The following is a 26,420-nucleotide window of genomic DNA, read 5'->3' as shown; positions in this document are numbered from 1 at the left end:
ATACGCCGTACGCGGAATACGCCCCGTCCCATGGTTCGGACGCCGTTGCCCGAATACGCTGGTCGACAACCGTCCGTTCGCCCAACCAGGAGGCGTCGTGACCGACCACGCCGCGAACGTCCACCCACCGAGCCCGCCGGAGCCAGGCCCTGAGGGCCGGGAGAACCGACCGGAGGATCCGCTGCTTCGGGACCTCATCGGTCAGGCTCTGCGCCGGGCCCGGAAGGCGCAGGACAAGACGCTGCGAGAGGTGGCCGACGCCGCGCAGGTGTCGCTGCCCTACCTCTCCGAGATCGAACGGGGCCGCAAGGAACCGTCGTCGGAGGTCCTGGCGGCCGTGAACCGTGCGTTGGGGATGGGACTGGACGAGCTCCTCGGCACCCTCACCGCCGATCTGCGTCCGGCCGCTCCCGTCGCCACGCTGCCCTCGATGCGTGCCCCACGCCAGGACGGCTCCTCGGCGATGCTCCTCGCCGCCTGAGCCCGGCGCTCGCCCCCCACGGCGGGCCGTGTGGAGGCGAGCACCGGGCGGCGCCGGGACCCGACCGTCAACCGCCGTTGGGCAGTTGCCGTTCGAGGATCACGTCGTCGACCAGCCCGTACTCCCGCGCCTCCTCCGCGGTGAAGATCCGCTCCCGATCCGTGTCCTCGCGCAGTCGTTCCACGGTCTGGCCCGTGTGCTTGGCGAGGATCCCCTCGATCTCGGCGCGGATCCTCATCACCTCCTGCGCCTGGATCTCCAGGTCGGCCGCATCCCCCCGGGCCTGGGTGGACGGCTGGTGGAGCACCACGCGCGAGTGACGCAGCGCCATGCGCTTCCCCGGTGTGCCCGACGCCAACAGGACCGCCGCGGCGGAGGCCGCCTGGCCCATGCAGACGGTGACGACGTCGGCGCGGATGAACCGCATCGTGTCGTAGATCGCGGTCAACGCGGTGCTGCTGCCACCGGGGGAGTTGATGTAGAGCTGGATGTCGCGCTCGTTGTTCTCGAAGTCCAGGTGGAGGAGCTGGGCCATGACGACGTTAGCGACGTCGTCGTCGATGGGAGTGCCGAGGAACACGATGCGTTCGGTCAGGAGCCGACTGAACACGTCCGAGGAGCGACTCCCGTTGGGATTGCGCTCGACCACCATCGGGATCGGGTAGCCGCTCATTGGTCGTCTCCCTCCTTCGTGGACGGGCCGACCGTGGTGAACCCGAACCCGTGGGGCGTCGACTCACGCATCTCTCGCGGATCGCTGACGATCCGGTCGACGAAGCCGTACTCCTTGGCCTCCTCGGCGGTGAACCAGCGGTCGCGCCGCTGGTCGGCAACGACCCTGGCCTCGTCCTGCCCGGTGTGCTCGGAGATGAGGCGCTGCATCGTCTTCTTGGTGTGGGCGAGGTTCTCCGCCTGGATCGCGATGTCGGCCGCGCTTCCGGCGATGCCGCCGTTCGGCTGGTGCATCATGACCCGCGCGTTGGGCAGGGCGAACCGCTTGCCTGGGGCTCCGGTGCACAGCAGGAACTGCCCCATGCTGTACGCGGACCCCAGCACCAGGGTGGCGACGTCATTGGGGACGAACCGCATGGTGTCGTAGATCGCCATCCCCGCGGAAACGGACCCGCCGGGGCTGTTGATCCACAACGTGATGTCTCGCTTCGGGTCCTCGTCGGCCAGGATGACCAGTTGGGCGCAGATGCGGTTGGCGACGGCGTCGTCCACCTCGGAGCCGAGGGTGACGATCCGGCTGTGGAGCAGCCGTGCCGCGAGCTGGTCATCGAAGGATGGGCCGGGCAGGGGCGCCTCGGCCATCCGTGGGCGTGTGTCGATCATGACGTCTCCTCCTCTGCCCGAGCGTGTCGCCGACCCGGGCTCCACTCACCACCCTGTGGCACTCCTGACACTGGGATCGAGCGTTTCTGCCGGTAGGAGATCTGCCGTGGGCAGAGGGCGTACGTGGAGCGCTCCGCTGTCAGGTGTCGCGGTGGTCGCGGGCGAGGAGGGGGATCTGGCCACCCGCGAGGACCATGGTGACCTGGCGGGGAGACAGGCTGTGGCGTACCCGGTACCGCTCGCCGCGGGTGGTGTTGTGGACCTCCAGTTCGCGGTCGCCGGAACGCAGGACATTGGTCAGGTCCTCCACGGCCAGGGTGTCGCCCCTGGCGACGCGGTCGTAGTCGGTGAGGTCGGTGAACTCGAGCGCGAGAATCCCGAAGTTCGCGAGGTTCTGCCAGTGAATCCGCGCGTAGGTCTTGGCGATGACCGCGCGAAGACCCAGGTAGCGCGGTGTGATGGCGGCGTGCTCCCGGGAGGATCCCTGGCCGTAGTTCGCGCCGCCCACCACGATGTGGCCCGTGGTGTCGGCGACCTGGTGGGCACGGGACGGGTAGGTGTCGTCGATGCGGGTGAACGTGAACTCCGCGAGGCGCGGAATGTTCGAGCGGAAGGGCAGCGCCGCGGCCCCGGCGGGTGAGATCTCGTCTGTGGAGACGTCGTCGCCGACCTTGAGAAGCACGGGGGCGGCGATCGTGTCGGGGAGCGGTGGGAAGTCCGGGAGGGACGAGATGTTGGGGCCCTTCACCAGGGCCTGACGCCGTCCCTCCTCCGCGGGAAGGGGCGGTGTCACCATGGCGCGGTTCACGCTGCTGCGTTCTGGGAGTTCGATGCGGGGATAGGTGAGGCCGAGTCCGTCGGCGGCGTCGCGTGGGTCGGTGATCACTCCCGTGAGAGCGGTGGCCGCGGCGGTCTCCGGAGAGCACAGCCACACGGAGTCCTCCCTGGTTCCGGAACGCCCGGGGAAGTTCCGGGGGAACGTGCGCAGGGAGTTCTGTCCGACGGCGGGAGCCTGTCCCATCCCGATACAGCCCAGGCACCCCGTCTGGTGGAGACGAGCGCCCGCCGTGATCAGGTCGATCGTGGCGCCCATCCGGGTCATGTCGGCGAGGATCTGTCGCGATGAGGGATTGATGTCGAGGCTGACCTCCCGGTTCGCCTGACGTCCCCGCAGCATCGCGGCCACGATGGCATAGTCCCGCAGGCCCGGATTGGCCGAGGAGCCCACGACGACCTGTGCGACCTCGGTCCCGGCGACGTCACGCACGGGGACCACGTTGTCGGGGGCGGACGGCATCGCGATGAGGGGCTCGATCGTGGAGAGGTCGATGGTTTCGGTGACGTCGTACTCGGCGTCGTCATCGGCGGTGAGGGGTACGAAGTCGTCCTCGCGTTCCTCCGAGCGCAGGAACTCGCGGACGGCGGCGTCCGACGGGAACACGGTGGTCGTGGCGCCCAGTTCCGCGCCCATGTTGGCGATGACGTGGCGGTCCATCGCGCTCAGGGTCGCGACACCGGGGCCGTGGTACTCGATGATGCGGTTGACGCCGCCCTGCACGCTGTGGCGGCGCAGCATCTCCAGAATGACGTCCTTGGCGGACGTCCACGGTGGGAGTTCGCCCGTGAGACGCACTCCCCAGATCTCCGGCATGCGGATGTGCAGGGGTCGGCCGGCGATGGCGAGCGCTGCCTCCAAGCCCCCGACGCCCACGGCCAGCATCCCCAGGGAGCCGGCGGCGCAGGTGTGGGAGTCGGAACCGACCATCGTGGCCCCCGGAACGCCGAATCGTTGCATGTGCGTGGGGTGGGAGACGCCGTTTCCCGCCTTGGAGAACCACAGGCCGAACCGGCGGCACGCCGACTCCAGGAAGACGTGGTCCTCCGCGTTCTTCTCATCCGCCTGCAACAGGTTGTGGTCCACGTACTGCACGCTCGCCTGGGTGCGGGCCTGGTCCAGTCCGATCGCCTCCAGTTCCTGCATGACGAGCGTGCCGGTGGCGTCCTGGGTGAGTGTCTGGTCGATCCGGATCCCGATCTCCTCACCGGGTGTCATCGCACCGGAGACGAGGTGGGAGGCGATCAGTTTGTGGGCAACGGTGTGTCCCATCGGGCGTCCCTCTCGATCGGGTGTCATCAGTTCGTCCATTCCCGGGACCTGCGGTTTCGATGCTCCGCCGAGTGGTCGGCACCAGGATTTCCGGGGTGTCGTCCCGAGGGGGGTCGTGAGATCCGCCAACGGGGTTGCATACCCCCTAGGGGTATGGTGTAGAAAGGTGGAACACCCCGAGAACGGGGAGAGAGCGACCGAGGAGTGACGAATGAACGAGGCAGCCGCGACCACGGCCAGCTACGCCGTCGAGGGCATGACCTGTGGACACTGTGTCTCCGCGGTGACGGAGGAAGTCGGCGCCGTGCGCGGCGTCACCGAGGTCGACGTGGACCTCGCGACCGGCCGGCTGCGGGTGACGGGCGACGGGACCTTCGACGACGCCGCGATCAGTGCCGCGGTCGACGAAGCGGGGTACACGGTGACAGGCCGCGTGTGACGTCTGGGGCGGAACGCGCCCGGCCCAAGGGTCGACGCGCGAGCGGCGGGTGGGCCCAACGCGCGGGCCCGCCCGGATGACGTGGGGCCGCGTGGCGGAACACCTCCACCGGCAGGAGGAGGCGGGGTGTCACGCCGCCGTTCGGTGAGTGAGAGGAAGTACGGAGATGACCGGCAACACGACCGACTATCGGGTGGACGTCGTATCGAGCCCCCAACGGACCGGCGGGGACGAGGAACTGGTCGTCCGCATCATCGGTCCTGACGGTGATGTCGTCACCGACCTCGCCGAACAGCACGGAAAGCGGCTGCACCTGATCGTCGTCGGGCACGACCTCACGCTGTACCGACACCTGCATCCCACGCCGACGTCGGACGGCGGCTGGCGGGCGCCGATCACCCTGGACACCCCGGGGCCGTACCGAGCCTTCGCCGACTTCGTGCCCACGGCCACCGGCGAGGGGGTGGTGCGTGGTGCGGACTTCACCGTCGCGAGGAACCACCGTCCCGGCGCCCTGCCCGAGCCCGCGCCCAGCGTGGACGTGGACGACTACGAGGTCACGCTCGGAGGGGACGCACGTCCGGGGGGAGCGGGGGAACTGAGCTTCGATATCCGCAGGGCCGGGGAACCGGTGACCGACCTCGAGCCGTACCTCGGCGCCTACGGCCACCTCGTGGCCCTCCGCGTGGCGGACCTAGCCTTCCTCCACGTCCATCCCCAGGACGGGCCACCAGGCCCCGAGGTGCGGTTCCACGCCGAACTGCCCGGTGACGGCGCGTACCGACTGTTCCTGGACTTCCAGCACGACGGAACGGTCCGCACAGCCGCGTTCACGCTCCGCTGAGCACGTCTCCCGCCGGCACGTCCTGGTTGACAACGCTGCGTGAGTTGTCCGTATCCGGCCGCGACGCTTCGTGACGCCAACCCTGGGCGGTGGGGTGCGCATCTCCCCGTGTGTACCGATCGACCCACGAATCACGAGGGGGATGTCATGAGCAAGGGACGGCGTGTGCTGGCTTCGGTCGTAGCGGGGGGATTCCTTGGGGCGGCGGGTTTCCTGGGGGTGACGCCGGCGCTGGCCGACGGTCCGAACACCGACCCTGAGGTCGTCGCGGAGATCCAGGCCGAGGCGTGGCCGGAGTACTCCATCGGAGACGAGAACGTCGACGTGCGCGCGGCCAAGCACCAGTTGCACTACCTGGGGTACGAACTGGCGAACCTGGACAACGCCTTCGACGAGAGCGTGGTGGCCCAGGTCGAGGCGTTCCAGGAGGACCAAGGCCTCGATGTGACGGGAAGCCTCGACCAGGACACCTGGGACAGGCTGACGGAGGAGGCGTTCGCGGGTGGGAAGGCCTGGGTCCCCGGAGACGAGGGACACGTGGTCGAGATGATCCAGCGTCAGATGAACGCCAAGTACCAGGCGCACATCACGGTCGACGGCCAGTACGGCGATGGAACCGAGCAGGCCGTCGCGGCCGCGCAGGAGTTCCACGACATCGACGTCGACGGCAAGTACGGCCCGTTGACCTTCGAGGCGGTCGTGAAGTACCAGGACTACGACACCCTGGACGAGGGCTGAGGTCTCGGCTGACGTTGCGAACGGGTGGCCTGGTCGGTTCAGCGAACCGGGCCACCCGTTTCATTCGAGCATGATGTCGTCCTCACCTGTCGCGGGTCGGAACACGGCGTCGTAATAGAGCTGGACGGTTGTGACCGTCAGTGCCTCGACGTCGGCATCCGGCCGACCGACGATCTCGAGCACGACGCCTTCGACCATGCGTGCGATGACGGTGGGAACGAGATCATTCTGCAGAGGCCTGATGAATCCGTTGCGACTGAGCCATCCCAGGTCCTGTGCGACGAGTTCCCGGAGCCGGGTCCGAAAACTCTCCCAGGTGATCACGAACTGGGTGCGTAGTTGGCTGGCCTGGTGCAGCGCGAGGACGATCTCTCGTTCCCGCGCGCAACGTTCGTAGAGCCTTCCGATGCCCGCGAGCAGCCGTTCTTTGGCGCTGTGTGCCTCGCCGATGTCATGGAGGCAGGCGAGCAGGTCATCGAGAACGACAGTGACGATCTCGGTGAAGATCTCGTCCTTGCCGGAGAAATAGCTGTAGAACGTCCCGTGCGCGACGTCGGCACGTTCGGTGATGCCACTGATCGTGGCCCCCGCGAGGCCCTGCCGTTGGAATATCTCCTTGGCGGCGGTCAGCAGCGCCGCGCGTTTACGCCGCTGTTGCCGTTGGCGCCGGGATGGGAGAGCGTTCCCCGGCGCATGGCCAGTCACGGATGCCTCCATGCCTTCCTCTCCACTGTCCTGGCTCTCGTCAGCCTATGCGCCCGCGTGGTGGGGCGGTGTTGAACCGTACGCGGCCCGATCGTAGAGTTTGACGGGACAGTCAATTTTGACTGATTCGTCAAAAAGGAGGTGGGCGATGAGGTCCATGGACATCGCTGACGGCTTCGTCCGGTACGTGGATCAGGGGCAGGGGGCCGCCGTCGTGCTCCTCCCACCACTGGGGTACTCGCACACCATCTGGCGGGAACAGATCCAGGTGTTGTCCTCCGGCTACCGGGTGCTCGCCCTGGACCCACGTGGCGTCGGAACGTCCTCGCGGCTGCATGGCTGGCGTGGACTCCTCCGGCGCCAGGCCAATGACATCGTTGCGCTTCTGGACCAGCTCGACGTGGAGCGCGCAGTCGTGTGTGGAGTGAGCTACGGCGGCGTGCTCGCGCAGCGATTCGCGGTGGACTATCCCGACCGAACGGCCGGCCTGATCACGGTCGATTCCTTCAGCGAGACGCGCCCGCACTCGATACCCACCACCGTCAACCGTGTCGCCATGGAACTGACTGGATGGCTGTGGCTGTTTCCCGGTCTCATGCGACCCGCGATCAGGCGTCTGTACGCGCCCTGGCCTGACGCGCTCTCGGTGATGGAGGACGGACTGGCGTCGATCCGCAGGGTGGAGACCGTCAAGCTTCGCTACGCGTTGAACTGGGTCAACATGACGTCGGAGCTGTCACGGGTTCGCTCGCCGGCACTAGCGATCGTCGCTGACTCTCCCTGGCTCCGGCCACTGTCCCAGCGGATCGTCGACGCCCTCCCAGACTCGCGGCTTCGCGTGGTGGAGAACTCCTTCGACCCCACCAACCTGTGCCAGCCCGAGACGTTCAACCGCGTCGTCTGGGACTTCATCCGAGAGCTCGACTGGTAGCCCCCGGGGCGGCGAACGAACCGGGACACCACTCGGCCGGAAGCGCGATCCGTGCCGTCGCGCGGGGATTCACGACCTGACTGACGCGGAGGTCACACACGACGCTGGTCAGGCGATAGGCATCCGGCCACGGGAGGTCGTGCCAGTGCGCCATGAGGCGCACCGCCTCGGCGAAACCCTCGCGGATGGCCTCGTCGAGCGTCGCGCACGAGGCCAGCACGGAGACCCCCTCGGGCGACAGGACCAGCGGCCAGGTGCCGTCGTGGCCGGGAAGGCGCTCCACCCGGAGTTGGACCTCCCCACCGATCTCGATCCCGGTACCGCCGAGTTCGCCGTCCCCCATGGCCGCGTGTAGGTCCCCCGCGGCCAGGCCGAGGCCCGGTTGGTTCACCCGCAGCGCCAGGGAGGCCCCCGGAGTCAGCACGCGGGTGTCCAGGTTTCCGCCGTGTGACCCGGGAGTGGAGGACGGCACCGTCTCGCTCGCCGTGGCGACCCCGAGGATGCCCACCATGGGTCGCAGCGGTACCCCGACATCGGGGGTGAGCCAGGCCTTCCCCCCGCGCACCGGGAGGATTCGGGTCGAGGAGTCGGGAACACGGTCGCCGAGGACACCGAGCCCGGGCGTCATCGCCATCACCCCGTCCCCCGCCACGTCGATGCGCTCGATGACGACGCGGACCCATTCGCCGGGTCGCGCGTCGGCGACCGCCACCGGGCCCGTGGCGCGGTTGAAGCGTGCCATGTCGATGCCGGGGCGAAGCGTGTCGCTCGTGGCGATCTGCCCGTCGTAACAGTCGACGGTCCGCAGGACGAAGCTCTCACCGAAGGCGACCGTTCCCGCCGCGCCGAAGCGCGGCGAGAACTCCGTCACCGCGGAGTCCGCGGTGAAGACCCGCATGTCAGCTCCAGCCCTCGGGCACGAGACCGGTCGCGGACAGCAGCGAGTACAGGAAGCCGAGTCCGAACACGGTGATGAGGACGCCCTGCACGATCGGGTGCGAGATCTTCCCTGCCTGCCACGCCGGATCCTGGTCGCCGTACTGGCGGGCCTTGCGCAGCATGAGTACCGGCACGATCGACATGATCGCACCGGCGAACCCTCCGGCGTAGCCCAGGGCGGACACGAAGCCCGCCAACTTGAACGTCGCGATCATGAACGGCGGAACGGCGATCAGCGCCATCGCGGCGAGCCGGTAACCAGGGGCGTTGTGCGCGGGCCAGTTGAACCGGTCGAACACGTTGCTCATGAGGGTCAGGCCGATGGCCCAGAACGAGGTCAGCATCGCCAGCAAGGCGAAGGCGTTCGCGAGGTAGTAGGCGACCGGACCAAGCCCGGTCCCCCACGCGATCGTGATGACCTCGGTGACGCCGTCGGCGCCCAGCATGCCCAGGGCCGCCAGGGGCACGAGGACCAGCAGGAATCCGGTGGCGCACATCCCGCCGACAACGGCGCCGGGCAGTTTGCGCGGCGAGTGCGCGGCCAGGCCACGCGCCAGCTCCGGAACGGTGTACTGCGCGATGAAGGCGAAGACCGCGAGGTTCATGATCGGAACCACGAAGTACGGGTTCACGAAGAGCAGGTTCTCGACGTGGACGCCGCCGACGAAGGTCCACCCGATGAGGATCAGGATGATGGCCAGCATGCTGATCGTGATGGCCTGCTCGGAGCGGCCCGTGGCCTTGAGGCCGAGCCAGATCACGACGAGGCCCGCGACGAAGAAGAGGACTCTGCCCGCGAGTTCGGGGATCCCGATCAGGTCCGCGAGGATGTCCCCACTGGCGTTCGCGTATCCGGTGATGGCCCCGAGGCCGTTGATCACCACACCCGCGAAGATGAGCCACGAGCCCACGTTGCCCAGGTACTTACGGGCCAGACCGGCCAGCTGCAGGGGCTCCTTCGTGCGCAGCGAGACCTCCGCCACGTACAGCATGGAGATCGTGGTCAGCACTCCGGCGATGGTCAGCGCCACCAGAAGCGCCAGGAAGCCACCGTTGCGTGCCCCGTAGGGCAGGCTCAGGATTCCCGCGCCGATGTTGGCGCCGAAGATGATGGCGACACCTTGCCAGAAGGTGATCGTCTCGGGTTTCAACCCGAGACGGCCGGTCGCTTGTTTGGACATGGACGGTGGATCCTCTCTTAGGAGCACGCTCCCAGGTCGGCGCATGTTCCTGCGCGGGCGCGTGTGGGGGATGACGGTGCGGGAAAGGCCGCGCTCAGGCGGCGAGCGGGCGGCGCTCATCCCCGAGGGATGAGGAGATGCGCGTCCGGCCGAACCGGTCCGGTGAGAAAGCGGCCTCGTGCATCGTGGGCGCGGACTCGACGATGCCCCGAGCGATGAGCTCACCCGTCACCGGTGCGAGGACGAGGCCCCACATTCCGTGCCCGGCGGCGACGACGAGTTCCTTGCGGATGGCGCTACGGCCGATGGAGGGGACACCGTCCGCGGTGCAGGGCCGCAACCCGGCCCACGTCTGGATGGTGCGCCGGACCCGTAGGTTGGGCAGTCCCTTGTGGCCCGCCGCCCGGATCGTGTTCACGCGGGATGCGGTCACGGCGCGGGGGTCACTGCCAAGCTCCAAGGTGCCGCACAGGCGCAGACGGTCCGCGTAGGGGGTGGCGACGACCTTCGGCTCGCGGAAGGACAGCGGCATCGCCGGCCCCCGCCCCTCGAGTTCCAGGTCGACGACGTAGCCCTTGGCGCCCTCCATGGGCATGTTGACGCCAACGTTCGCGCAGAGGCGACTGCTGCCGAGGCCGGCCGCGACGACATAGGTGTCGGCCACGATCCTCCCGTCCGGAGTGTCGACCCCACGGATACGACCGTGCGGTGCTGGAAGGAGGCGGGCCTGGGTTCCCCAGCGGATCTCCGCATCGTGCTCCTCCGCGGCCTTCAACGTCGCGCGGACGAACTGCTGCGAACCGACCTGTGCTTCGTCCGGACGCAGCACGGCTCCGGCGATCTCTCCCAGGGCGGGCTCCCGCTCGCGGGCCTCGTCGGCGCTCAGCAGCTCGCTGCGCTCGACCGACGAGCCCAGCTTCCCGGCGGCGGCGCTCAACGCCTTCTCGGTGAGGAACACGTCCAGGGCGCCGTCCGCCCGGTACCCGGTGTCCAGGCCGCGCTCGGCGTAGTCCCGGTGCCGGTTCGTGCTGTACATCGCCAGTTCCTGCATGCGGGCCGTCAGTTCCCGGGCACGTCCCGGGCCGGAGGACCGAACGAAGCGGGCGAAGAACGGCGCGAGCCGCGGCGCGGGGTGGATGTGGAACGGGCTGTCCGGCTGGAACATGTAGCGCATGCCCGACAACACGTTCTTCGGCGTGGTGAGCGGTTCGACGTGGCTCGGTGCCAGGAGACCCGCGTTCGCGTAGGAGCACCCGTTGCCGACGTCTTCCCCCGCCTCCACCACGATGACGGACGCGCCGCGAGACGCCACCTCATACGCGATGGCGGCACCCACATTGCCGGCACCGATCACGACGACATCGGCTGAGGTCGCAGGCACGGTCACATCACTCCTCTACTGGGACGGGTCGGCTACGCAGACGTTAGGTCCCCGTTGGAGCAATGTGATCATTCTTAAGGAACGAGATTGCTGGTCGGAGCCGTTACACCGGTAACGTAGGAGGTTGGTTTCGGGGGATTCGTCCGCCGCGGAGGTGCACGTGGGACAGCGAGTGATCGACATCCTCCTCGTCGAGGACCATCCGGTCGTGCGTCTCGGCCTCAAGACGGTGATCGACGCCCAGCCGGACATGCGCGTGGTCGCGGAGGTCGCCGCCGCCGAGAGCGCGCTCGTCTCCGTCCGCAGCTTCTCCCCGGACCTCGTCATCCTTCCGTTGCGACTGGGGGGCGAACCCCGGGGCGTCGAGCTGTGTCGGGAGCTGAAGGCACTGCCGCAGCGCGTGCGGGTGCTCATCTACACCTCGTACAACTCCTCACAGGACGCCTCCGCCTCGTTCCTGTCCGGTGCCGACAGCTTCGTCCACAAGGGTGAGGACTCCGCCCGCCTGCTCGACACCATCCGGTCGACCAGCGCGGGACGCCGCACCTGGCTGTTGGGAGCGGAGACCCAGGACCAGTCGGCCCGGCTGGCGGCGGCGGTCGAACGGTCCGGGCTCACCCAGCGGGAGCGGGAGGTGTTGGGCTTCATGCTGCAGCACCTCACCAACGCGCAGATCGCCCACGAGCTCTTCATCGAGCTCCCCACGGTGAAGACGCACGTCAGCAACATTCTGAGCAAGCTCGGGCTGCGTAGCCGCCAGGAACTGTTCCTGGACACGGCCTCCTGAGCACAGGCATCTCCGGTCGGCGACTTGACCTTGACGTCAGCGTCAATGTCGCAGTCTCTCCGCATGGACATCGTGAGGAACACGCAGGTGTCGGCCGAGGAAGCGGACACCGAGCGCGGGGACGGCTCCCTGCGCGGAATGGCCATCGTGGTCACGGGCGCGGGCAGCGGGATCGGGCGGGCGACCGCGCGTCGGGCCGCCCGCTCGGGTGCGAGGGTGCTGGCCGTCGGGCGGCGGTTCGAACCGCTGCGGGCGACAGCCGACGACTCCGACTCCGTCATCCCCCTCACGGCCGACATCACCCACCCGGACGCCCCTGACCGGATCGTGGACGCCGCGCTCGAGTCCTTCGGGCGGTTGGATGGGCTGGTCAACAACGCCGGGGTGCTGGGTGGAGGTCCACTGGCCGAGACCACCCGCGAAAGTACGGCACCGCTGTGGGAGACCAACGTAGTCGCCCCGATGTTGCTCAGCCGAGCCGCCCTCCCCCACCTGGAGCGGGGGAACGGCGTGATCGTCAACGTCTCCACCTCGGTCGGACAGCGGGGATGGGCCGGCAGCGGACCCTACGTCGCGTCCAAGGCGGCTCTGGAGTCGCTGACGAGGAGCTGGTCCGTGGAACTGGCCCCGCGGGGCGTCCGCGTGGTGGCCGTCGCACCGGGAGCGGTGGATACCACGATCGGTGACAACAACGGGATCCCGCCGGAACGACAGGAGGAGATCCGCCGGTGGCAGGTCGAGCGGACACCCTTGGGGCGCCGAGGCGAACCGGACGAGGTGGCCTGGGCCGTGACCCGGTTGCTCTCCCCCGCCGCGAGCTTCGTCACCGGCGTCGTGCTCCCCGTGGACGGAGGTGCCGTGGTGGCATAATCCGGGCGGAGGTGCCAGGTGTACATCGGTGAGGTCGCGAAACGTGCCGGGGTCTCGGCCCGGGCCGTTCGGCACTACGAGCAGGCTGGCCTCGTCACCTCAACGCGTGCGGGCAACGGCTACCGCGTCTATCCGGACGGGGCGGTGACCCGCGTCGCCAACATCGCTCACTTGGTGTCGGTCGGCCTGACCCTCGCCGACGTGCGGGAGTTCCTGCCCTGCCTGGACGGAGACGTCGCCGCCGCGCCGCCCGACCCGGAGAAGTTGGCGCTCGCGCGCACCCGGCTGGCCACCCTGAACGATCGCATCGCGGCGCAGATCGAGGTACGGGACCGGCTCGCCGCGGCACTCGACCGGACGGAGGCGGGAGAGACCCCACGGACACCTTGACCTGAAGGTTGCTTGAAGTTCTAACGTGGTCCCGTCCACGAGATCACCACCGACGAGAGGCATCCACCATGAACACCACCTGGGCGAGCGTCTTCGAGCACCCCGACACCGACCCCAGCGCCGATCGCACCGTCATCGACCGCGCCGGCCAACGTACGCTCCTCGTGCCCGTGGCCGACCAAGCCGACGCCCCGCGGGTCGCCAAGGAGCTGGTGGAGCGGGAGGGGGTCAGCCTGATCGAGCTGTGCGGCGGGTTCGCCACGGCCACCGTCGCCGCGGTGATCGCCGAGGTCGGTGACCGGGTCGCGGTCGGACACGTCACCTACTCAGTCGACGCCATACGGCCCGCCGCGGCCTACGCCGAGCAGTTCACGGACTGAGGCGGGGGGCTTCGCGCGCCCCGCGCCGAACATGGCCTAACTAACGGGTGTGTTGCACTAGGGGGCATGTGTTCTCACGATGCCCGTCGGGGAGTGAGAACCCCGATGGGCACGGTGGCCTGGGGGAGAGGCTCCGACGCCGACGTGGGTGCGCACGGCCGAGGTCTACCAGGAGGTGTTCTCCGCACCCGGACCGGCGAGACCGAAGGAGCGGAACGCCCCGAGGGTCCCGGGGGCCCTAAGGGCGCGACCGGCTAACGGGTGTGTTGCACTGGAGGCATGTACCCCGCGCCAACTCCCCCACCGCGGGCCCACTTGTGGTGGCTCCCGCCCCTCATCACCACCGTGCTCCTCATCCCCGGCTCCATCGTCCTCATCTCACTTCTCGGCATCTCCGCCATGGCGCTCGCGAGCTGTGGCGCGGACGGATGCCCGCGGGCCGAGGCGTACCGTGGTGTCGGGAGGGCTATGCTGGGAGCGGGTCTGCTCCCGGTCGTCGTCGGGTGGCTGCTTCCGAGGCGGCCGACGTTCACGCCGGCACGATGGACCATGCTGGCCCTCTACGTCGTGCTGTTCCTCGTCGGGGCCATCGCGCTGATCAACACACCGATGGGGGTGTGAGGCCGCCCGGACACGACCAGGAAGAGAGCTCACGTCGATGCCTTCCAGAACCTTCGCCGACCTGGTGACCGAGGCCGCTACCGCGTCCGTGGACGGGTGGGACTTCTCGTGGCTGGACGGGCGCGCCACGGAGGAGCGGCCGTCGTGGGGGTACCACCGTCTCCTCGCGGCGCGGTTGGCGACGGTCACCAGCGCCCTGGACCTCCAGACCGGGGGCGGGGAGGTCCTCGCCACGGTCCCGGCGTTCCCGCCCACCATGGCGGCGACGGAGGCGTGGCCACCGAACGTCGCCCGAGCCGCCGCTCGACTCCACCCGCGCGGTGTGGTGGTCGTGTCCGCCCCCGAGGAGCCACCGTTCCCGTTCGCCGACGGTGCGTTCGATCTGGTGACCAGTAGGCACCCCGCCACCGTGTGGTGGTCGGAGATCGCACGGGTCCTCAGGCCGGGGGGAACCTACTTCGCGCAGCATGTCGGTCCCGCGACCGCGTTCGAGCTCGTCGAGTTCTTCCTCGGACCCCAGCCTGAGGACGTGCGTCGTCGCCGGCATCCCGACGACGAGACCGCCGAGGCCGCCACGGCCGGGCTCACCGTTCGGGACCTGCGCTCCGAACGTCTGCGCATGGAGTTCTTCGACGTGGGGGCGGTGGTCTACTTTCTGCGAAAGGTGATCTGGACCGTGCCCGACTTCACCGTCGAGCGCTACCGCGACCGACTCGAGGACCTCCACGACCAGATCAACCGCGACGGTTCCTTCGTGGCCCACTCCACCCGCTTCCTCGTCGAGGTCGAGAAAGCCGGGTGAGCGGGTGTGAGCTCCCGGAGGGAGGGCCGTCGGTCAGTAGTCAAGCTCCCGGAGGCGCTCGTCTCCCAGGCCAAGAGCGTGGCCGATCTCGTGCCGGAGCACTCGACGAATCTGCTCCACCACCTCCATGCGGGAGTGGGACACTCGCAGAATCGGAACGCGGTAGAGCTCAATGCGGTTGGGCAGGCTCCCGCCGGCGCGCTCACCGCGTGCCGTCGTCGGAACCCCGGAGAACCGCCCCAAGAGCTGGCCGGGACCAGTCCAGTCAGCGGGCGGGTCGTCATCCGTCATCAGCGCCACGTCCGACACCGCTCTCCGTACCCATGCGGGCAACTCGGCGAACGACGCACTGACCAGGTCCTCGAACTCCTGCGCGCCCATCGCTCCAGTGTCCATGCGAGGGATCTACCCAGGACCCAGGGCCGGACGCGAAACGACGAAGGCCCCGAGTGAGTTTCCTCTGCTCGGGGCCTTCGTCGCGCTGTCTCAAGGCGGCGCACTCGGGAGGATTCGAACCCCCAACCTTCTGATCCGTAGTCAGATGCTCTATCCGTTGAGCTACGAGTGCAGTTGTTCTGCCGGTTGACCTGCGCCAACTGGCAACGGTGACAACTTTACCACGGGCGCACAGTGGGCTGACACCACATTATTCCGGCGTAACCGCCGCCGTCGGGGTGGCGGTGGGACGGGATAGGGGAGTGCCCCTGGTGGGTGTCACCAGGGGCACTCGGTGTCTTCGCCGCCGGCTCTGGGTGGGAGCCATGGGGGTTCGACTGGTTCGGGCTGTGGGTCACAGGCCGTTGACGGCGTCGTCCCAGATCTGGACGGCGGCGTCGACCTGGTCGGCGTTGACGACCAGGGGGGGGATCATGCGGACCACGTTGCCGTGGGGACCACAGGTCAGCAGGAGGAGGCCGGCGTCGGCGGCGGCCTTGTGGGCACGGGTGGCGGAGTCCGCGTCGGGCTGGCCGTCGGCGTCCACGAACTCCGACGCCTGCATGAGGCCGATTCCCCGGACGTCCCCGATGACCGGGCTCGTGGAGGCGACCTTCTCCAGACCCTGGCGCAGTCGACGGCCCATCTGGGCGGCGTTCTCCACCAGCTTCTCGTCCTGGATCACGTCCAGGGTGGCGAGCGCGGCAGCGCACGCGACCGCGTTTCCGCCGTAGGTGCCTCCCTGGGAGCCCGGCCATGCCTTGTCCATGATGTCCGCCGGGGCGGCGATGGCCGAGATCGGGAAGCCACTGGCCAGACCCTTCGCGGTGATCACCACGTCAGGGCTGATGCCGGCGTGCTCGTGCCCCCAGAAGGTTCCGGTGCGTCCGAATCCCGTCTGGACCTCGTCCGCGACCAGCAGGATCCCGTGTCGCTCGGCCCGCTCCCGTAGTCCCTGCAGGAAGGCGGGCGGCACCGGGACGTATCCGCCCTCGCCGAGGACCGGCTCGATGAAGAACGCGGCGGTGTCCTGCGGCGCGCTCACCGTGGCGAACAGGTAGTCCAGCTCCCGCAGCGCGTACTCGGTCGCCTCGTCCTCCGTCATTCCCAGCCGGTAGGCGTAGGGGAACGGGGAGACGGCGACTCCCGGCATCAGCGGGCCGATCCCGGCCCGGATCTTGACCCCCGAGGTGGTCAGCGACGCCGCGGCCATCGTGCGCCCGTGGAAGGACCCCTGGAACACGATCGCGTTCTGCCGGCCGGTCGCCTGACGGGCGAGGCGCAGCGCGGCCTCCACGGCCTCACTGCCGGAGTTGACGTAGAACAGGCGGTTGATGCCGGCCGGAAGAACCTCGCCGAGTCGTTCGGTGAGCTTCAGGAGGGGACGGTGCATAACCGTGGTGTACTGGCCGTGGATCAGCGTGGCGACCTGGTTCTGCGCGGCCTCGACCACCCGGGGGTGGCAGTGTCCAGTGCTCGTGACCCCGATTCCTGCCGTGAAATCGAGGTAGCGACGATCGTCCTCGTCGTACAGATACACGCCCTCGCCGCGAGCGGCGAGCACCGGCGTAGCCTGCTTCAGTCGCGCGGAGAGCTGGGCCGTCTCCTCAGCCATTCTCGAACCTCGTTCCCAACGGTTAGTAGGATTGTTGACAATATACTGCGTGCATCGCGAACGCGACAGACATCGTGTCCAGGAAACTCCCTGGTAACCCGTAAATCCGGGCCTGAACTGGGATGTTTCCCCGACGCTGCTGGAAAGGGTTGGGCATGGCAGTGACGGAACGTGAATCCGTGGTCGTCGACCAGGTATCAAAGCAGCTCTTCATGGGCGGTCAGTGGCGGGACGCCTCGACCGGGCGGACGTTCGCCGTCGAGGACCCCTCCACCGGACGAACCTTGTGTGAGGTGGCCGACGCCGGTGAGGCGGACGCCCGCGCCGCCCTCGACATCGCCGCCGCGACCCAGGACAGTTGGGCCAAGTATCCACCGCGCCAGCGCGGCGAGATCCTCAGCCGTGCCTACGACCTCCTGTTGGAGCGGCAGGACGACCTCGCCCTGCTGATGACGTTGGAGATGGGCAAGCCCCTGGCCGAGGCCAAGGGTGAGATCGCCTACTCCGCGGAGTTCTTCCGGTGGTTCGCCGAGGAAGCGGTCCGCATCGATGGTGGCTATTCGGTCGCCCCAAATGGCCAGTCGCGTTTTCTTCTCATGCGTCAGCCGGTCGGCCCCTGCCTGCTGATCACTCCGTGGAACTTCCCCATGGCCATGGGGACGCGGAAGATCGGACCGGCCGTGGCCGCCGGCTGCACCATGGTGCTGAAGCCGGCGCAGCAGACCCCGCTGTCCGCGCTGGCCCTCGCCGACATCCTGCGCGAGGCCGGGCTGCCCGAGGGCGTGCTGAGCGTCCTGCCGACGACGAGCGCCGGAGAGGTCAGCGAACCGCTGATCAAGGACGGGCGGATCCGGAAACTGTCGTTCACCGGCTCCACCGCCGTCGGGCGACTGCTGCTGGGGCAGGCCTCGGAGAAGGTTCTGCGTACGTCCATGGAACTGGGCGGGAACGCGCCGTTCCTGGTGTTCGAGGACGCCGACCTCGACGCCGCGGTCGAGGGCGCGATGCAGGCCAAGATGCGCAACATCGGTGAGGCGTGCACCGCCGCCAACCGTATCTACGTGCACTCCAGCGTCGCCGAGGAGTTCTCCACGCGGCTGAGCGCGCGGATGGGGGCCCTCACTGTCGGGCGCGGCACCGAGGACGGTGTCCAGGTCGGTCCGCTGATCGACTCCGCCGCGTTGGACAAGGTGCAGGGGCTGGTGGACGACGCGGTCGAGCGCGGGGCGCGGGTGCTGGTCGGCGGTGAGCGGGGCGACGGTGACGGGTACTACTACCGTCCGACCGTTCTCGCTGACGTCCAACCCTCCAGCAAGCTGTCGACCACCGAGATCTTCGGCCCTGTGGCTCCGGTTCTCACCTTCGACTCGGAGGAGGAGGCGATCACGCTCGCCAACGACACCGAGTTCGGTCTGGTGAGCTACGTCTTCACGCAGGACCTCGCGCGGTCCCTGCGGGTCAGCGAGGCGTTGGAGACCGGAATGGTCGGCCTCAACCAGGGAGTGGTGTCCAACCCGGCCGCGCCCTTCGGTGGGGTGAAGCAGTCGGGCCTCGGCCGCGAGGGAGGCCGGGTCGGGATCGACGAGTTCCTGGACCTGAAGTACGTCGGGATCGGGAACGTCTGACCCCGGAACGGTGACACTGATGGACCGGCTCTCCGGAGAGGGGAGCCGGTTCCGTCCAGGCGACCGATCGAACGGGGCGAGAACGTGAAAGGGGGCACCCCGCGTGGTGTGCGGGGTGCCCCTCCCGTCAACTGGCCTGCTGGTCGTCGTGGCGTAGGTTCATGCGCTGCACGGTGTCAGTCATGTGTTCCTCGATGAGGCGCAGAAGAAGCTCCTCGTCGCCGTCGGAGATGGCGTCGACGAGCTTCTCGTGCTCCTCCACGAGTTCCGCGGGCTCGGGGTAGACCTTCTGCATCGCGGTGAGGCACATCCGTGTCTCCACGAGCAGGGTCTCGGTCATGCGTTCCAGTCGGGAGTTACCCGAGGAACTCACGAGGGTCTGGTGGAACGCCTGGTCGGCCTCGCTCATGGCGAGCCGGTCCCTGGTTCGGGCGGCCTCCCGGAGTCGGGTGAGCGCCTCGGTGAGCCGTGCGACGGCCTCGCCGCGGTTGCCGCGCATCACCAGTTCGCAGGCACAGCGTTCCACTGCCAATCGGGCGGTGTAGATGTCCCGTACGTCGTTGTGCGTCAGATCGATGACGAACAGCCCCCGGTGTCGTTCCGAACGCAGCAGTCCTTCCTGGACGAGACGTTGCATTGCCTCGCGCAGGGGGCCACGGCTCACGCCGAGCCGAGTCGCGAGCTCCGTCTCGCCCAGTTGGTCCCCGGGAGCCAGGACACCGCTCATGATCGCCGCCCGCAACTGATCGGCGATCAGCGCGGCCGTGGACTTCCGGGGGACGGGGACAAGATTTCCAGGAGCACTCATAACATTCCATCACCTGCCTTATTGTCCTAAATTACCGGTTTGTCCGGATTGCCTTCGTCGGTTGGTAGTTGAGTGACGGTCAGCCCGGCAGTACCGCCGTGGTGGCGGCCGGGGCCTCACTGGCGAAGAGCTGACCGAGTCCGTCCCGCTGGAGGGGTTCGCCCGCCAGACGCATTCCCTCCCACACACTCACCTGGTTCGCGGTGAGGATGGGCTTGCCGAGCCGCTTCTCCGCATCGGCGAGGAGGCCCGCGCTGTGCAGCGCCGTGTCCGGGACGAGGACGGCGTCGGCCTCAGGGTGGTCGTTCTCACTGATGAAGTCGATGACGTCGGCCCGCTCCAGCAGTCCGACCTCGGCCGCGGTGACGATCCCACGGCTGGAGAGGGACAGGACCTCGATGCCGGCGGTGGCGAGGAACTCCCGGAAGTGTCCCGCGACGTCCTCCGGGTAGGTGGCGGCGACCGCGACACGTCGGACGCCGAGGTGTCGGGCCGCGTTCACGAAGGCGAACGACGTGCTGGAGGCGGGAACCCCCGACGCGTCGGCCACGCCGGCGACCTGCTCCTCGGCCCCCTGCCATCCGAAGACGAAGCTTCCGCTGGTGCAGGCCCAGACCACCGCCGCGGCGCCCGTGAGCTGACGTGCGCCCTCGGCGAGCACGTCGGCACCGCCGACGTCGAGGAGCGCGTCCACGCGGTGCGCGTCCTCGCGCATCAGTGTGTGCACGACGCGCAGCTCGGGTGTCCCACCGAGAAGTTCCTGGTAGGCGGGGTAGTCGTCCTCGGCGCTGTATCCGGGGTAGAGGAACCCGATCGTCTGACTCGTGGTGCCCACGCGGTCTCCCTTCACGCTGATGGGTGACCGGTCGCTCGGTAAGGACCGGTCACAAACGGACCGGGCAGTGTGTTCCGCCCGGTCGTCCTACTCGGTTCTCAGACGTCCGTCTGAGCTGTGTCCTCGATGAGCCGCTGCTCGTACCCGATCGCCTGGCGACCGATGGTGTTCAGCGCGCCCCACATGGTCACCTGGTTGGCGGTGAGGACGGGTTTTCCCAACATCCGCTCGAGCGGAGCGATGATGTCGTAGGTCAGTACGTTGGTACAGCTAATGAACACCGCCTCGGCCTCGGGGCGGTCCACGTCGCGGACCGCCTGGACGACCTCGGAGTAGCTGACCCGCCAGATGTGGTTCAGCAGACCCAGACCGACGCTGGACACGCTCTCCACGCCGTGCTCGGAGAGGTAGTGCAGGAGGCGTTCGGTCACGCTGTCCACGTACGGCGTCACGATGGCGACCTTGCTGACGTCCAGCGCCTTGAGCGCGTCGACCATCGCGCCCGAGGTGGTCACCGCGGCGGGAGCGCCGGCACCCGTAATGCTGTTCTGTAACCGGGCCTGGCCCTCACGCCCGTTGATGAAGCTGCCTGACGTACAGGCGAAGGCGACCACGAGGGGCTCGGGGACGAGCAGGTCCTGGGTCGCGCGCGCCACGTTCTCGTCATCGGCGAGCGACGACGCCATCTCCACCGTCACCGGCGCCGTGGTGTACGGCAGGCGGGTGACGTAGAGGGATACGTTGTCGGGCGTCCATCGCCACAGCTCCCGATCAAGGGCGAAGTCGAATGGTGCCACGATGCCCACGCCGGACTGGCCGGGTGGCTCCACCGGAGTGACGAACTCGACGAACCTGTCGCGAGTCGGCTCCCCCGCGGCCGGGATGATGGTCACCGGTTCCGCTGTCCAAGCGGCTCGGCGTTGGATGACCCGCTCCTCCTGGTCGGTCTCATCCGGTTGGTATCCGGCCAGCCGATCGGTCCGCATTGGTCACTCACCTCCTTCGTTCGCGTCCTGGCGGTTCCCCCTGGCGCCCCCGTGGGGGCATGAACAATTGGTCGCGGCGACGTCCTGTTCCGCGCACGGGTGGTGAGGTCCGATGCGCGGTCCAGGACGGCTACTTCCCCGTGTTTACACGGGGTCGTGACGTTCGGTGGTTCTGGGTGCCGCGGACCGAGAGCACCACCAATGATCGGTGGACCTGCCGACTGCCCTTTTCTGTTCGCTGTGGCTATTCCTCGTGCCTGCGATAAACAAGCCGTTCCCCAACGCTGCCCGATCGCCACACGTCGTGGCAGGCCTCCGCCATGGCGTCCAGCCCCTCGACGATGGTCGCGTAGACGTTGCCGGGGACCCAGCCGACGTCGCCGTTGATCAGGAGGTTGTTGCGTCCGTAGAAAATCGCCAGGTCAATCACCCCCGGAAGGTGCTCGACGCCCTTGTCCTCCTTGAACTCCCGGTCGAGCATCCCACCGGGAAAGGAGAAGTACACCACGTCGCCGGGAATGGGGGTAACCGTCGGGTTCTCCTGTCCGACTTCCTCGGGGGAGAACCGGGGCACCATCGTGTACACCTCGTTGCGGGCGTACTTGGCGTGCTGTGCCGGACCTTCGAGGGGGAGCGCCTGCCAGACCGCGTCGCAGGTGCGGGGAGCTTCCTTGTCCAGGAGCTCCGCGACGCAGCTCACGCCGCGACGTTCCAGGGAGATGGACATGTATCTGGGCATCGCCGGAAGGTTCCTCCGTTCACGGTTCGTCGTGTTTCCTGGTGGTGAGGTGAGAACTCGTCAGTAGCGCTCCGCCCTGGACGGGAGAAGCTGTTCGACAACTCGACAACATTCATCCACGTGACCGCGCGGAGCACATCCGCCGATTGTTGACAATCATACGATTGCTCTCTAGCGTGTCAATGGTTTCTTCGGCTCCGAATCGTTAACTCTGCGTCAAGGCATCGCGCCGCAGGTCATCCGGTGTGCTGTCCGTTGTGAAGGGGAGGAATTACCTCGTGGCTGTGGAAACACCCCCCCGAGTGGTGGTCCTGAGCGGGGGCGCCGCTCCCCCCGGTGCCGCTCGGCTCGACAGTGACGCGCGCCTCGCGCAGGTGCGTTACGTGTCCGCGGACGAGCTGGCCGGCGCCCTGCCTGGGGCCGACGTCCTGCTGGTGTGGGACCTGTTCTCGCGTGCGCTGGTCGACGCCTGGGGCAAGGCGGACCAGCTCCGATGGATCCACGCCGCGACGGCGGGCGTGGACAACCTGATGTTCCCCGAGCTCACCGCGAGCGACGTGGTCCTCACCAACTCCCGGGGCATCTTCGACCAGTCGATCGCGGAGTACGTCCTCGGTCTCGTCCTGGCCTACACCAAGGACCTGCCGGGCACCCTCTCCCGGCAGACACGCCACGAGTGGGAGCACCGCGAGACGGAACGCGTCGCCGGAAAGCGCGCTCTCGTCATCGGCACCGGGCCCATCGGGCGGGCCATCGCCCGCCAGCTCTCCGCCGTGGGACTGACGGTGCGGGGTCTGGGCAGGACGGCACGGACCGACGACCCGGACTTCACCACAGTGCATCCGCAACAGGAGCTGCACACCGCCGTGTCGGAGGCCGACTTCGTGGTCCTGGCCGCGCCCCTCACCGAGGCGACGCACGGAATGATCGACGACGCCGCCCTGCGGGCCATGCGCCCGAGCACGCGCGTGATCAACATCGGTCGGGGACCGCTGGTCGTGGAGCGCGACCTGGTCGCCGCGCTTCGGGACGGCGCCATCGCCGGCGCCGCTCTCGACGTCTTCGAGTCCGAGCCCCTCCCCACGGACTCCCCGCTGTGGGACATGCCCGGCGTGATCGTCTCACCGCACATGTCCGGCGACACCGTGGGATGGCGCGCCGACCTCGCCCAGCTCTTCTACGACAACCTGGACCGCTACCTCGACGGTCGGGAACTCAGGAACATCGTGGACAAGCGGCGCGGATACGTGCCGCATGGCTGACCCGCAGTGGAACCGCAGTGAACGGAGAAGTGTGTGAGTCCCCAGCCCCCCGGCACCAGCCGTGAACCCGGCGACCCCACCGCCATGTCCGCGACCGAACTCCTCTCCGCGTACGCCGCGAAGGACCTGTCGCCCGTCGAGGCGACCGCCGCGGTCCTGGAGCGCATCGAGCGGGAGGACCCGCGCATCAACTCCTACTGCCAGGTGCATGGCGAGGAGGCGCTGCGGACGGCGCGCGAGTCCGAGGACCGCTGGGCGCGGGGTGAGCCGAACGGCGTCCTGGACGGGGTTCCCACCTCGATCAAGGACGTGTTCAACACCCGCGGCTGGCCCAACCTCCGGGGCTCCCGCACGGTCAACGCGGCGGGCCCGTGGACGGAGGACTCCCCCGCGGTGGCGCGTCTGCGTGAGGCGGACGCGGTCTTCGTCGGAAAGACGACCACACCGGAGCTGGCCTGGAAGGCCGTAACAGACAGCCCACTCGCCGGCGTTACCCGGAACCCATGGGACACAACGCGCACGGCGGGTGGGTCAAGTGGTGGCGCGGCCGCGGCCGTCGCCGCTGGGATGGCGCCGCTCGCCTTGGGGACCGACGGCGGCGGATCGGTGCGGATCCCCGCGTCGTTCTGCGGCATCGTGACCCTCAAGCCGACCTACGGTCTCGTCCCGCACTACCCGGCGAGCCCCTACGGGACGCTCGCGCACACCGGGCCGATGACGCGGACGGTGGCGGACACCGCGCTCATGATGGACGTCATCTCCCGCCCCGACCACCGGGACTGGGCGGCGTTGGCTCCTCCCACCGGGAGTTTCCTGGCCGACCTCGACGGCGCCTCCGTGGCGGGCCTCCGGATCGCGTTCAGTCCGACTCTGGGCTACGCGAGTGTGGACCCCGACGTCGCCGGTGTCGTCGCCGGCGCGGCGGCGGTGTTCGAGGACCTCGGAGCGAAGGTCGACGAAGTCGACCCCGGGTTCGCCAACCCGATCGACGACTTCCAGGTGTTGTGGTTCGCGGGTGCGGCCAAGGCCACCGAACACCTCTCCGTCGAGGAACGCGAACTGCTCGACCCGGGGCTGGCGGAAATCATCGAGGTAGGCCTTACCTACTCCGCGCAGGACTACCTCACCGCCATGGCGACCCGTATGGCCATGGGCAAGCGGATGGGGGAGCTGCACGAGGAGTACGACCTCCTGCTGACGCCGGCCGTCGCGATTCCGCCCTTCGAGGCCGGCCGAGAGGTGCCCGCGGACTCCGGTGCCAAGCGTTGGCTGGAGTGGGCGACCTTCAGTTTCCCGTTCAACATGACCCAGCAGCCGGCCGCGAGCATTCCCTGCGGCTTCACGCCGGGTGGGCTTCCCGTCGGCCTGCAGATCGTCGCCGCCCGCCACCACGACGCGGCGATCCTCCGCGCCGCCCACGCCGTGGAGATGGCACGTCCCTGGGCCTCCGACTGGCCCTGACACGTCGACCCGCCGCCGGCTCGGGCCCAGGGGGACGCTCACTCCCCGCGCGGGCCGACCGGCGGCCTCGATCCTGACCGCGGTGTGTCGTGGGCGCAGTCCCGCGGGGATCCGACGCGCCGCGGTCGGTCCAACGCCCCTACGGGCCCGGTGTGGTTGAGGCGTACGGTTACCACGACGTGTGGTCGTCCGTGGTCGGGTCCCACCGCGAGGCTGGGTGCGGCGGTCGCCCACCGTGTGGGGACGGACCCGTCCCCGTGTGCGTCCTGGGCGCTGACCCGAACCCTCCGATTCGGGCGGGCCGCTCGAGCGGCGAGGTCGAGTGCTATCCCGGGCGGGGCGGGGCGTTACCCGGCAGTGCCCGCGGGCCCGCGGGGATCATCGGCCTGGTTCCGGCGCGGTGTGCGAGCCACACGCGCCGTGTGTACCCCTCCCGAAGACACACGGCGAGATGCGGCTCGCACGGCCATTCTTTCCGCGCTGCCGCGCCGAGGGTCCAGAATAGCGATCGACCGACCGGCTTGCCCATATGTTTCCGGAAAATGCGACCAATGGGATTTGTGTTTCCGCTGGCATGGGGTGGTTTTGCCGATGCGGAGTGTGGTGTGGTCCCAATCATGGGATTCCAGGTTTGGTGAACACCCTGTCGGTGGGTGGCATTCGCCCTGCGAACGTGATTCCGCGTGCCAATCTCGAGTGCGATTCCGGCCGGGTTTCGGGGAAGGCTTGCCGCGCGTTGACTCTTCTGTGCTACGGTCACGATCCGTAGTCCTGAAGTTGTGAGCGGTGATCGGGGGTGTGCGGTGTTGGTTCATGGCCTCAGGCGTGACCTACGCCGAGAGCGCCCCTTGATGTCCGGGATTCGGCGGATCGTCCTCTTCTTCGGTTTTCTCTTCGCGGCATGGGTCGCCGGGTCTGCGGGCGCGAGCGCGGATGACGGGCTCGCGGGGGACGTGCTCTCGACGACGAGTGTTGTCGAGAGCGCGGACGTCTCCACCACGGCCCAGGACCTGGCCGACACCTCCACCGATGCCGTGGAACCCGTCACCGACGTGGTGCGCACGGCGGGCTCCGCCGTGGGGTCGTCGACCTCCGCGGTCAGCGAGAGTGAGCCGGTGAGTTCCACGGTGGGCGCTGTCGCGGCGACCTCCGACCGGTCGTTGGCACCCGTGACGGACGTGGTCAACACGTCCACCGATCTCGTTGACGTCGATCCTCCCCGGGAGGAGTCGGTTCCCGCCGAGGACGACGCCTCCGAACCGCCGGAGGCGAGCGACGAGGCTTCCGAGGAGTCCGACGAGACCTCCCGGTCCGACGAGGCGGAGGACGCGACGGACGGTGACGGGGCCCAGCCCCTGCCGCGAAGCGTGGTCGTCCTCCCGGACGACGGTGGGGCGCATCACCACGCGGACGACTCCGCGCCGTCGGATGACGACTCTCCGGCCGGAACCTCCGACCGTGCGAGCGCCGTGGTCAGCGGGGGCTCCGCGGCCCAGGGGCCGGCGTTCGCGGACCTCACCCACCACCAGGCGGCCCCGGCCGACCTCGGGCAGGCGCTCGCCCTCGGCGGCGCCGCGAGCCCGCCGCCCGCGTACGACGCCGGCGAACCTTCCTTCTCCCCGGACTGACCCCGAGCACGGGCCGCGCCACGTCTCGGCGCGCGTCGTGCACCCGCCCAGCGGTCTTCGGTCAGTGCCGTGTCACTGCGAGTTGACGAGAGCCA

Annotated in this window: 28 protein-coding genes and 1 tRNA gene; 15 read left to right on the top strand and 14 right to left on the bottom strand. The window is 68.6% G+C overall.

Annotation, left to right across the window (positions count from 1 at the left end; translation table 11 throughout):
• Window positions 1–97: 97 nt before the first annotated feature.
• A complete protein-coding gene (locus J4H86_RS16075; protein WP_394356384.1) occupies window positions 98–481 on the top strand; it encodes a helix-turn-helix domain-containing protein in 384 nt (127 codons plus the stop codon).
• A 67-nt stretch (window positions 482–548) separates the two neighbouring features.
• Here the strand turns inward: J4H86_RS16075 and J4H86_RS16070 are convergent, their stop codons facing one another.
• The 3 genes from J4H86_RS16070 to J4H86_RS16060 all read right to left on the bottom strand — a co-directional run bounded on the left by J4H86_RS16070 (window position 549) and on the right by J4H86_RS16060 (window position 3,923).
• Window positions 549–1,154, bottom strand: coding sequence for a ClpP family protease (locus tag J4H86_RS16070; protein ID WP_236538551.1), 606 nt, complete (start codon window positions 1,152–1,154; stop codon window positions 549–551).
• Window positions 1,151–1,816 carry a ClpP family protease gene (locus J4H86_RS16065; RefSeq protein ID WP_394356383.1) on the bottom strand — a complete coding sequence of 222 codons (666 nt, stop codon included), beginning with the start codon at window positions 1,814–1,816 and terminating at the stop codon, window positions 1,151–1,153. The genes J4H86_RS16070 and J4H86_RS16065 overlap by 4 nt, the downstream gene beginning before the upstream one ends.
• A 139-nt stretch (window positions 1,817–1,955) precedes the next feature.
• A complete protein-coding gene (locus tag J4H86_RS16060) occupies window positions 1,956–3,923 on the bottom strand; it encodes an aconitate hydratase (protein WP_236538550.1) in 1,968 nt (655 codons plus the stop codon).
• Window positions 3,924–4,134: 211 nt separating this feature from the next.
• Between J4H86_RS16060 and J4H86_RS16055 the strand changes: the two genes are divergently transcribed.
• From J4H86_RS16055 to J4H86_RS16045, 3 genes are all read left to right on the top strand, one after another.
• Complete coding sequence (locus J4H86_RS16055) at window positions 4,135–4,362, top strand: heavy-metal-associated domain-containing protein (RefSeq protein ID WP_236538549.1); 228 nt, start codon at window positions 4,135–4,137, stop codon at window positions 4,360–4,362.
• A gap of 166 nt (window positions 4,363–4,528) precedes the next feature.
• The gene (locus tag J4H86_RS16050) at window positions 4,529–5,206 is read left to right on the top strand and encodes a FixH family protein (RefSeq protein ID WP_236538547.1); all 678 of its coding nucleotides are present in this window, start codon (window positions 4,529–4,531) and stop codon (window positions 5,204–5,206) included.
• A 147-nt stretch (window positions 5,207–5,353) separates the two neighbouring features.
• Window positions 5,354–5,944 carry a peptidoglycan-binding domain-containing protein gene (locus tag J4H86_RS16045; RefSeq protein ID WP_236538543.1) on the top strand — a complete coding sequence of 197 codons (591 nt, stop codon included), beginning with the start codon at window positions 5,354–5,356 and terminating at the stop codon, window positions 5,942–5,944.
• A 60-nt stretch (window positions 5,945–6,004) separates the two neighbouring features.
• Here J4H86_RS16045 and J4H86_RS16040 read toward each other — a convergent pair whose 3' ends face one another.
• Window positions 6,005–6,649 carry a TetR/AcrR family transcriptional regulator gene (locus J4H86_RS16040; RefSeq protein WP_236538542.1) on the bottom strand — a complete coding sequence of 215 codons (645 nt, stop codon included), beginning with the start codon at window positions 6,647–6,649 and terminating at the stop codon, window positions 6,005–6,007.
• Window positions 6,650–6,797: 148 nt separating this feature from the next.
• On the opposite strand from J4H86_RS16040, the gene J4H86_RS16035 reads away from it, so the two are divergent.
• Window positions 6,798–7,580, top strand: coding sequence for an alpha/beta fold hydrolase (locus tag J4H86_RS16035; protein ID WP_236538541.1), 783 nt, complete (start codon window positions 6,798–6,800; stop codon window positions 7,578–7,580).
• Here J4H86_RS16035 and J4H86_RS16030 read toward each other — a convergent pair.
• The 3 genes from J4H86_RS16030 to J4H86_RS16020 all read right to left on the bottom strand — a co-directional run bounded on the left by J4H86_RS16030 (window position 7,558) and on the right by J4H86_RS16020 (window position 11,081).
• The gene (locus tag J4H86_RS16030) at window positions 7,558–8,478 is read right to left on the bottom strand and encodes an acetamidase/formamidase family protein (protein WP_236538540.1); all 921 of its coding nucleotides are present in this window, start codon (window positions 8,476–8,478) and stop codon (window positions 7,558–7,560) included. The genes J4H86_RS16035 and J4H86_RS16030 overlap by 23 nt on opposite strands.
• 1 nt (window position 8,479) lies before the next feature.
• A complete protein-coding gene (locus J4H86_RS16025; protein WP_236538538.1) occupies window positions 8,480–9,700 on the bottom strand; it encodes an aromatic amino acid transport family protein in 1,221 nt (406 codons plus the stop codon).
• Between the two features lie 94 nt (window positions 9,701–9,794).
• Window positions 9,795–11,081, bottom strand: coding sequence for an NAD(P)/FAD-dependent oxidoreductase (locus J4H86_RS16020; protein ID WP_236538537.1), 1,287 nt, complete (start codon window positions 11,079–11,081; stop codon window positions 9,795–9,797).
• Window positions 11,082–11,241: 160 nt separating this feature from the next.
• Here J4H86_RS16020 and J4H86_RS16015 point away from each other — a divergent pair, with 160 nt between their 5' ends.
• From J4H86_RS16015 to J4H86_RS15990, 6 genes are all read left to right on the top strand, one after another.
• Window positions 11,242–11,868, top strand: coding sequence for a response regulator (locus J4H86_RS16015; RefSeq protein WP_236538535.1), 627 nt, complete (start codon window positions 11,242–11,244; stop codon window positions 11,866–11,868).
• Between the two features lie 63 nt (window positions 11,869–11,931).
• Window positions 11,932–12,738, top strand: coding sequence for an SDR family NAD(P)-dependent oxidoreductase (locus J4H86_RS16010; protein ID WP_236538532.1), 807 nt, complete (start codon window positions 11,932–11,934; stop codon window positions 12,736–12,738).
• A gap of 18 nt (window positions 12,739–12,756) precedes the next feature.
• On the top strand, window positions 12,757–13,128 hold the full coding sequence (locus J4H86_RS16005) for a MerR family transcriptional regulator (RefSeq protein ID WP_236538531.1): 372 nt from the start codon (window positions 12,757–12,759) through the stop codon (window positions 13,126–13,128).
• Window positions 13,129–13,196: 68 nt separating this feature from the next.
• Window positions 13,197–13,508 (top strand): DUF6506 family protein, encoded by a 312-nt coding sequence (locus J4H86_RS16000; RefSeq protein ID WP_236538530.1) that lies wholly within the window; start codon window positions 13,197–13,199, stop codon window positions 13,506–13,508.
• A gap of 279 nt (window positions 13,509–13,787) precedes the next feature.
• The gene (locus J4H86_RS15995) at window positions 13,788–14,129 is read left to right on the top strand and encodes a hypothetical protein (RefSeq protein ID WP_236538529.1); all 342 of its coding nucleotides are present in this window, start codon (window positions 13,788–13,790) and stop codon (window positions 14,127–14,129) included.
• Between the two features lie 37 nt (window positions 14,130–14,166).
• Window positions 14,167–14,931, top strand: coding sequence for a class I SAM-dependent methyltransferase (locus J4H86_RS15990; protein ID WP_236538528.1), 765 nt, complete (start codon window positions 14,167–14,169; stop codon window positions 14,929–14,931).
• A 33-nt stretch (window positions 14,932–14,964) separates the two neighbouring features.
• Here J4H86_RS15990 and J4H86_RS15985 read toward each other — a convergent pair whose 3' ends face one another.
• The 3 genes from J4H86_RS15985 to J4H86_RS15975 form a co-directional block, all read right to left on the bottom strand.
• Window positions 14,965–15,327: a metallopeptidase family protein gene (locus J4H86_RS15985; RefSeq protein WP_236538527.1), complete on the bottom strand. Its 363-nt coding sequence runs from the start codon at window positions 15,325–15,327 to the stop codon at window positions 14,965–14,967.
• 99 nt (window positions 15,328–15,426) lie between these two features.
• Window positions 15,427–15,499 (bottom strand) — tRNA-Arg (locus J4H86_RS15980).
• A gap of 222 nt (window positions 15,500–15,721) precedes the next feature.
• Complete coding sequence (locus J4H86_RS15975) at window positions 15,722–16,981, bottom strand: aspartate aminotransferase family protein (RefSeq protein ID WP_236538526.1); 1,260 nt, start codon at window positions 16,979–16,981, stop codon at window positions 15,722–15,724.
• 155 nt (window positions 16,982–17,136) lie between these two features.
• On the opposite strand from J4H86_RS15975, the gene J4H86_RS15970 reads away from it, so the two are divergent.
• Window positions 17,137–18,606 carry an NAD-dependent succinate-semialdehyde dehydrogenase gene (locus tag J4H86_RS15970; protein WP_236538525.1) on the top strand — a complete coding sequence of 490 codons (1,470 nt, stop codon included), beginning with the start codon at window positions 17,137–17,139 and terminating at the stop codon, window positions 18,604–18,606.
• 127 nt (window positions 18,607–18,733) lie between these two features.
• Here the strand turns inward: J4H86_RS15970 and J4H86_RS15965 are convergent, their stop codons facing one another.
• The 4 genes from J4H86_RS15965 to J4H86_RS15950 all read right to left on the bottom strand — a co-directional run bounded on the left by J4H86_RS15965 (window position 18,734) and on the right by J4H86_RS15950 (window position 21,962).
• Window positions 18,734–19,414, bottom strand: a complete 681-nt coding sequence (locus J4H86_RS15965) for a GntR family transcriptional regulator (protein ID WP_236538524.1) — start codon at window positions 19,412–19,414, stop codon at window positions 18,734–18,736.
• Between the two features lie 79 nt (window positions 19,415–19,493).
• On the bottom strand, window positions 19,494–20,249 hold the full coding sequence (locus tag J4H86_RS15960) for a maleate cis-trans isomerase family protein (protein ID WP_236538523.1): 756 nt from the start codon (window positions 20,247–20,249) through the stop codon (window positions 19,494–19,496).
• Window positions 20,250–20,347: 98 nt separating this feature from the next.
• The gene (locus J4H86_RS15955; RefSeq protein ID WP_236538522.1) at window positions 20,348–21,235 is read right to left on the bottom strand and encodes a maleate cis-trans isomerase family protein; all 888 of its coding nucleotides are present in this window, start codon (window positions 21,233–21,235) and stop codon (window positions 20,348–20,350) included.
• A gap of 244 nt (window positions 21,236–21,479) precedes the next feature.
• The gene (locus J4H86_RS15950; RefSeq protein WP_236544052.1) at window positions 21,480–21,962 is read right to left on the bottom strand and encodes a DUF3830 family protein; all 483 of its coding nucleotides are present in this window, start codon (window positions 21,960–21,962) and stop codon (window positions 21,480–21,482) included.
• Between the two features lie 290 nt (window positions 21,963–22,252).
• Between J4H86_RS15950 and J4H86_RS15945 the strand changes: the two genes are divergently transcribed.
• From J4H86_RS15945 to J4H86_RS15935, 3 genes are all read left to right on the top strand, one after another.
• A complete protein-coding gene (locus J4H86_RS15945; protein WP_236538516.1) occupies window positions 22,253–23,236 on the top strand; it encodes a D-2-hydroxyacid dehydrogenase in 984 nt (327 codons plus the stop codon).
• A gap of 33 nt (window positions 23,237–23,269) precedes the next feature.
• Window positions 23,270–24,697, top strand: coding sequence for an amidase (locus J4H86_RS15940; protein ID WP_394356382.1), 1,428 nt, complete (start codon window positions 23,270–23,272; stop codon window positions 24,695–24,697).
• 851 nt (window positions 24,698–25,548) lie between these two features.
• Entirely contained in the window at window positions 25,549–26,325 is a 777-nt protein-coding gene (locus J4H86_RS15935; protein ID WP_236538515.1) for a hypothetical protein, read from the top strand.
• Window positions 26,326–26,420 lie beyond the last annotated feature (95 nt).

Origin of the sequence: Spiractinospora alimapuensis (assembly GCF_018437505.1) — a bacterium.
Lineage (GTDB): Bacteria > Actinomycetota > Actinomycetes > Streptosporangiales > Streptosporangiaceae > Spiractinospora > Spiractinospora alimapuensis.
The sequence above is the reverse complement of the archived record's forward strand: the minus strand, read 5'-3'. Positions and strand labels throughout refer to the sequence as shown.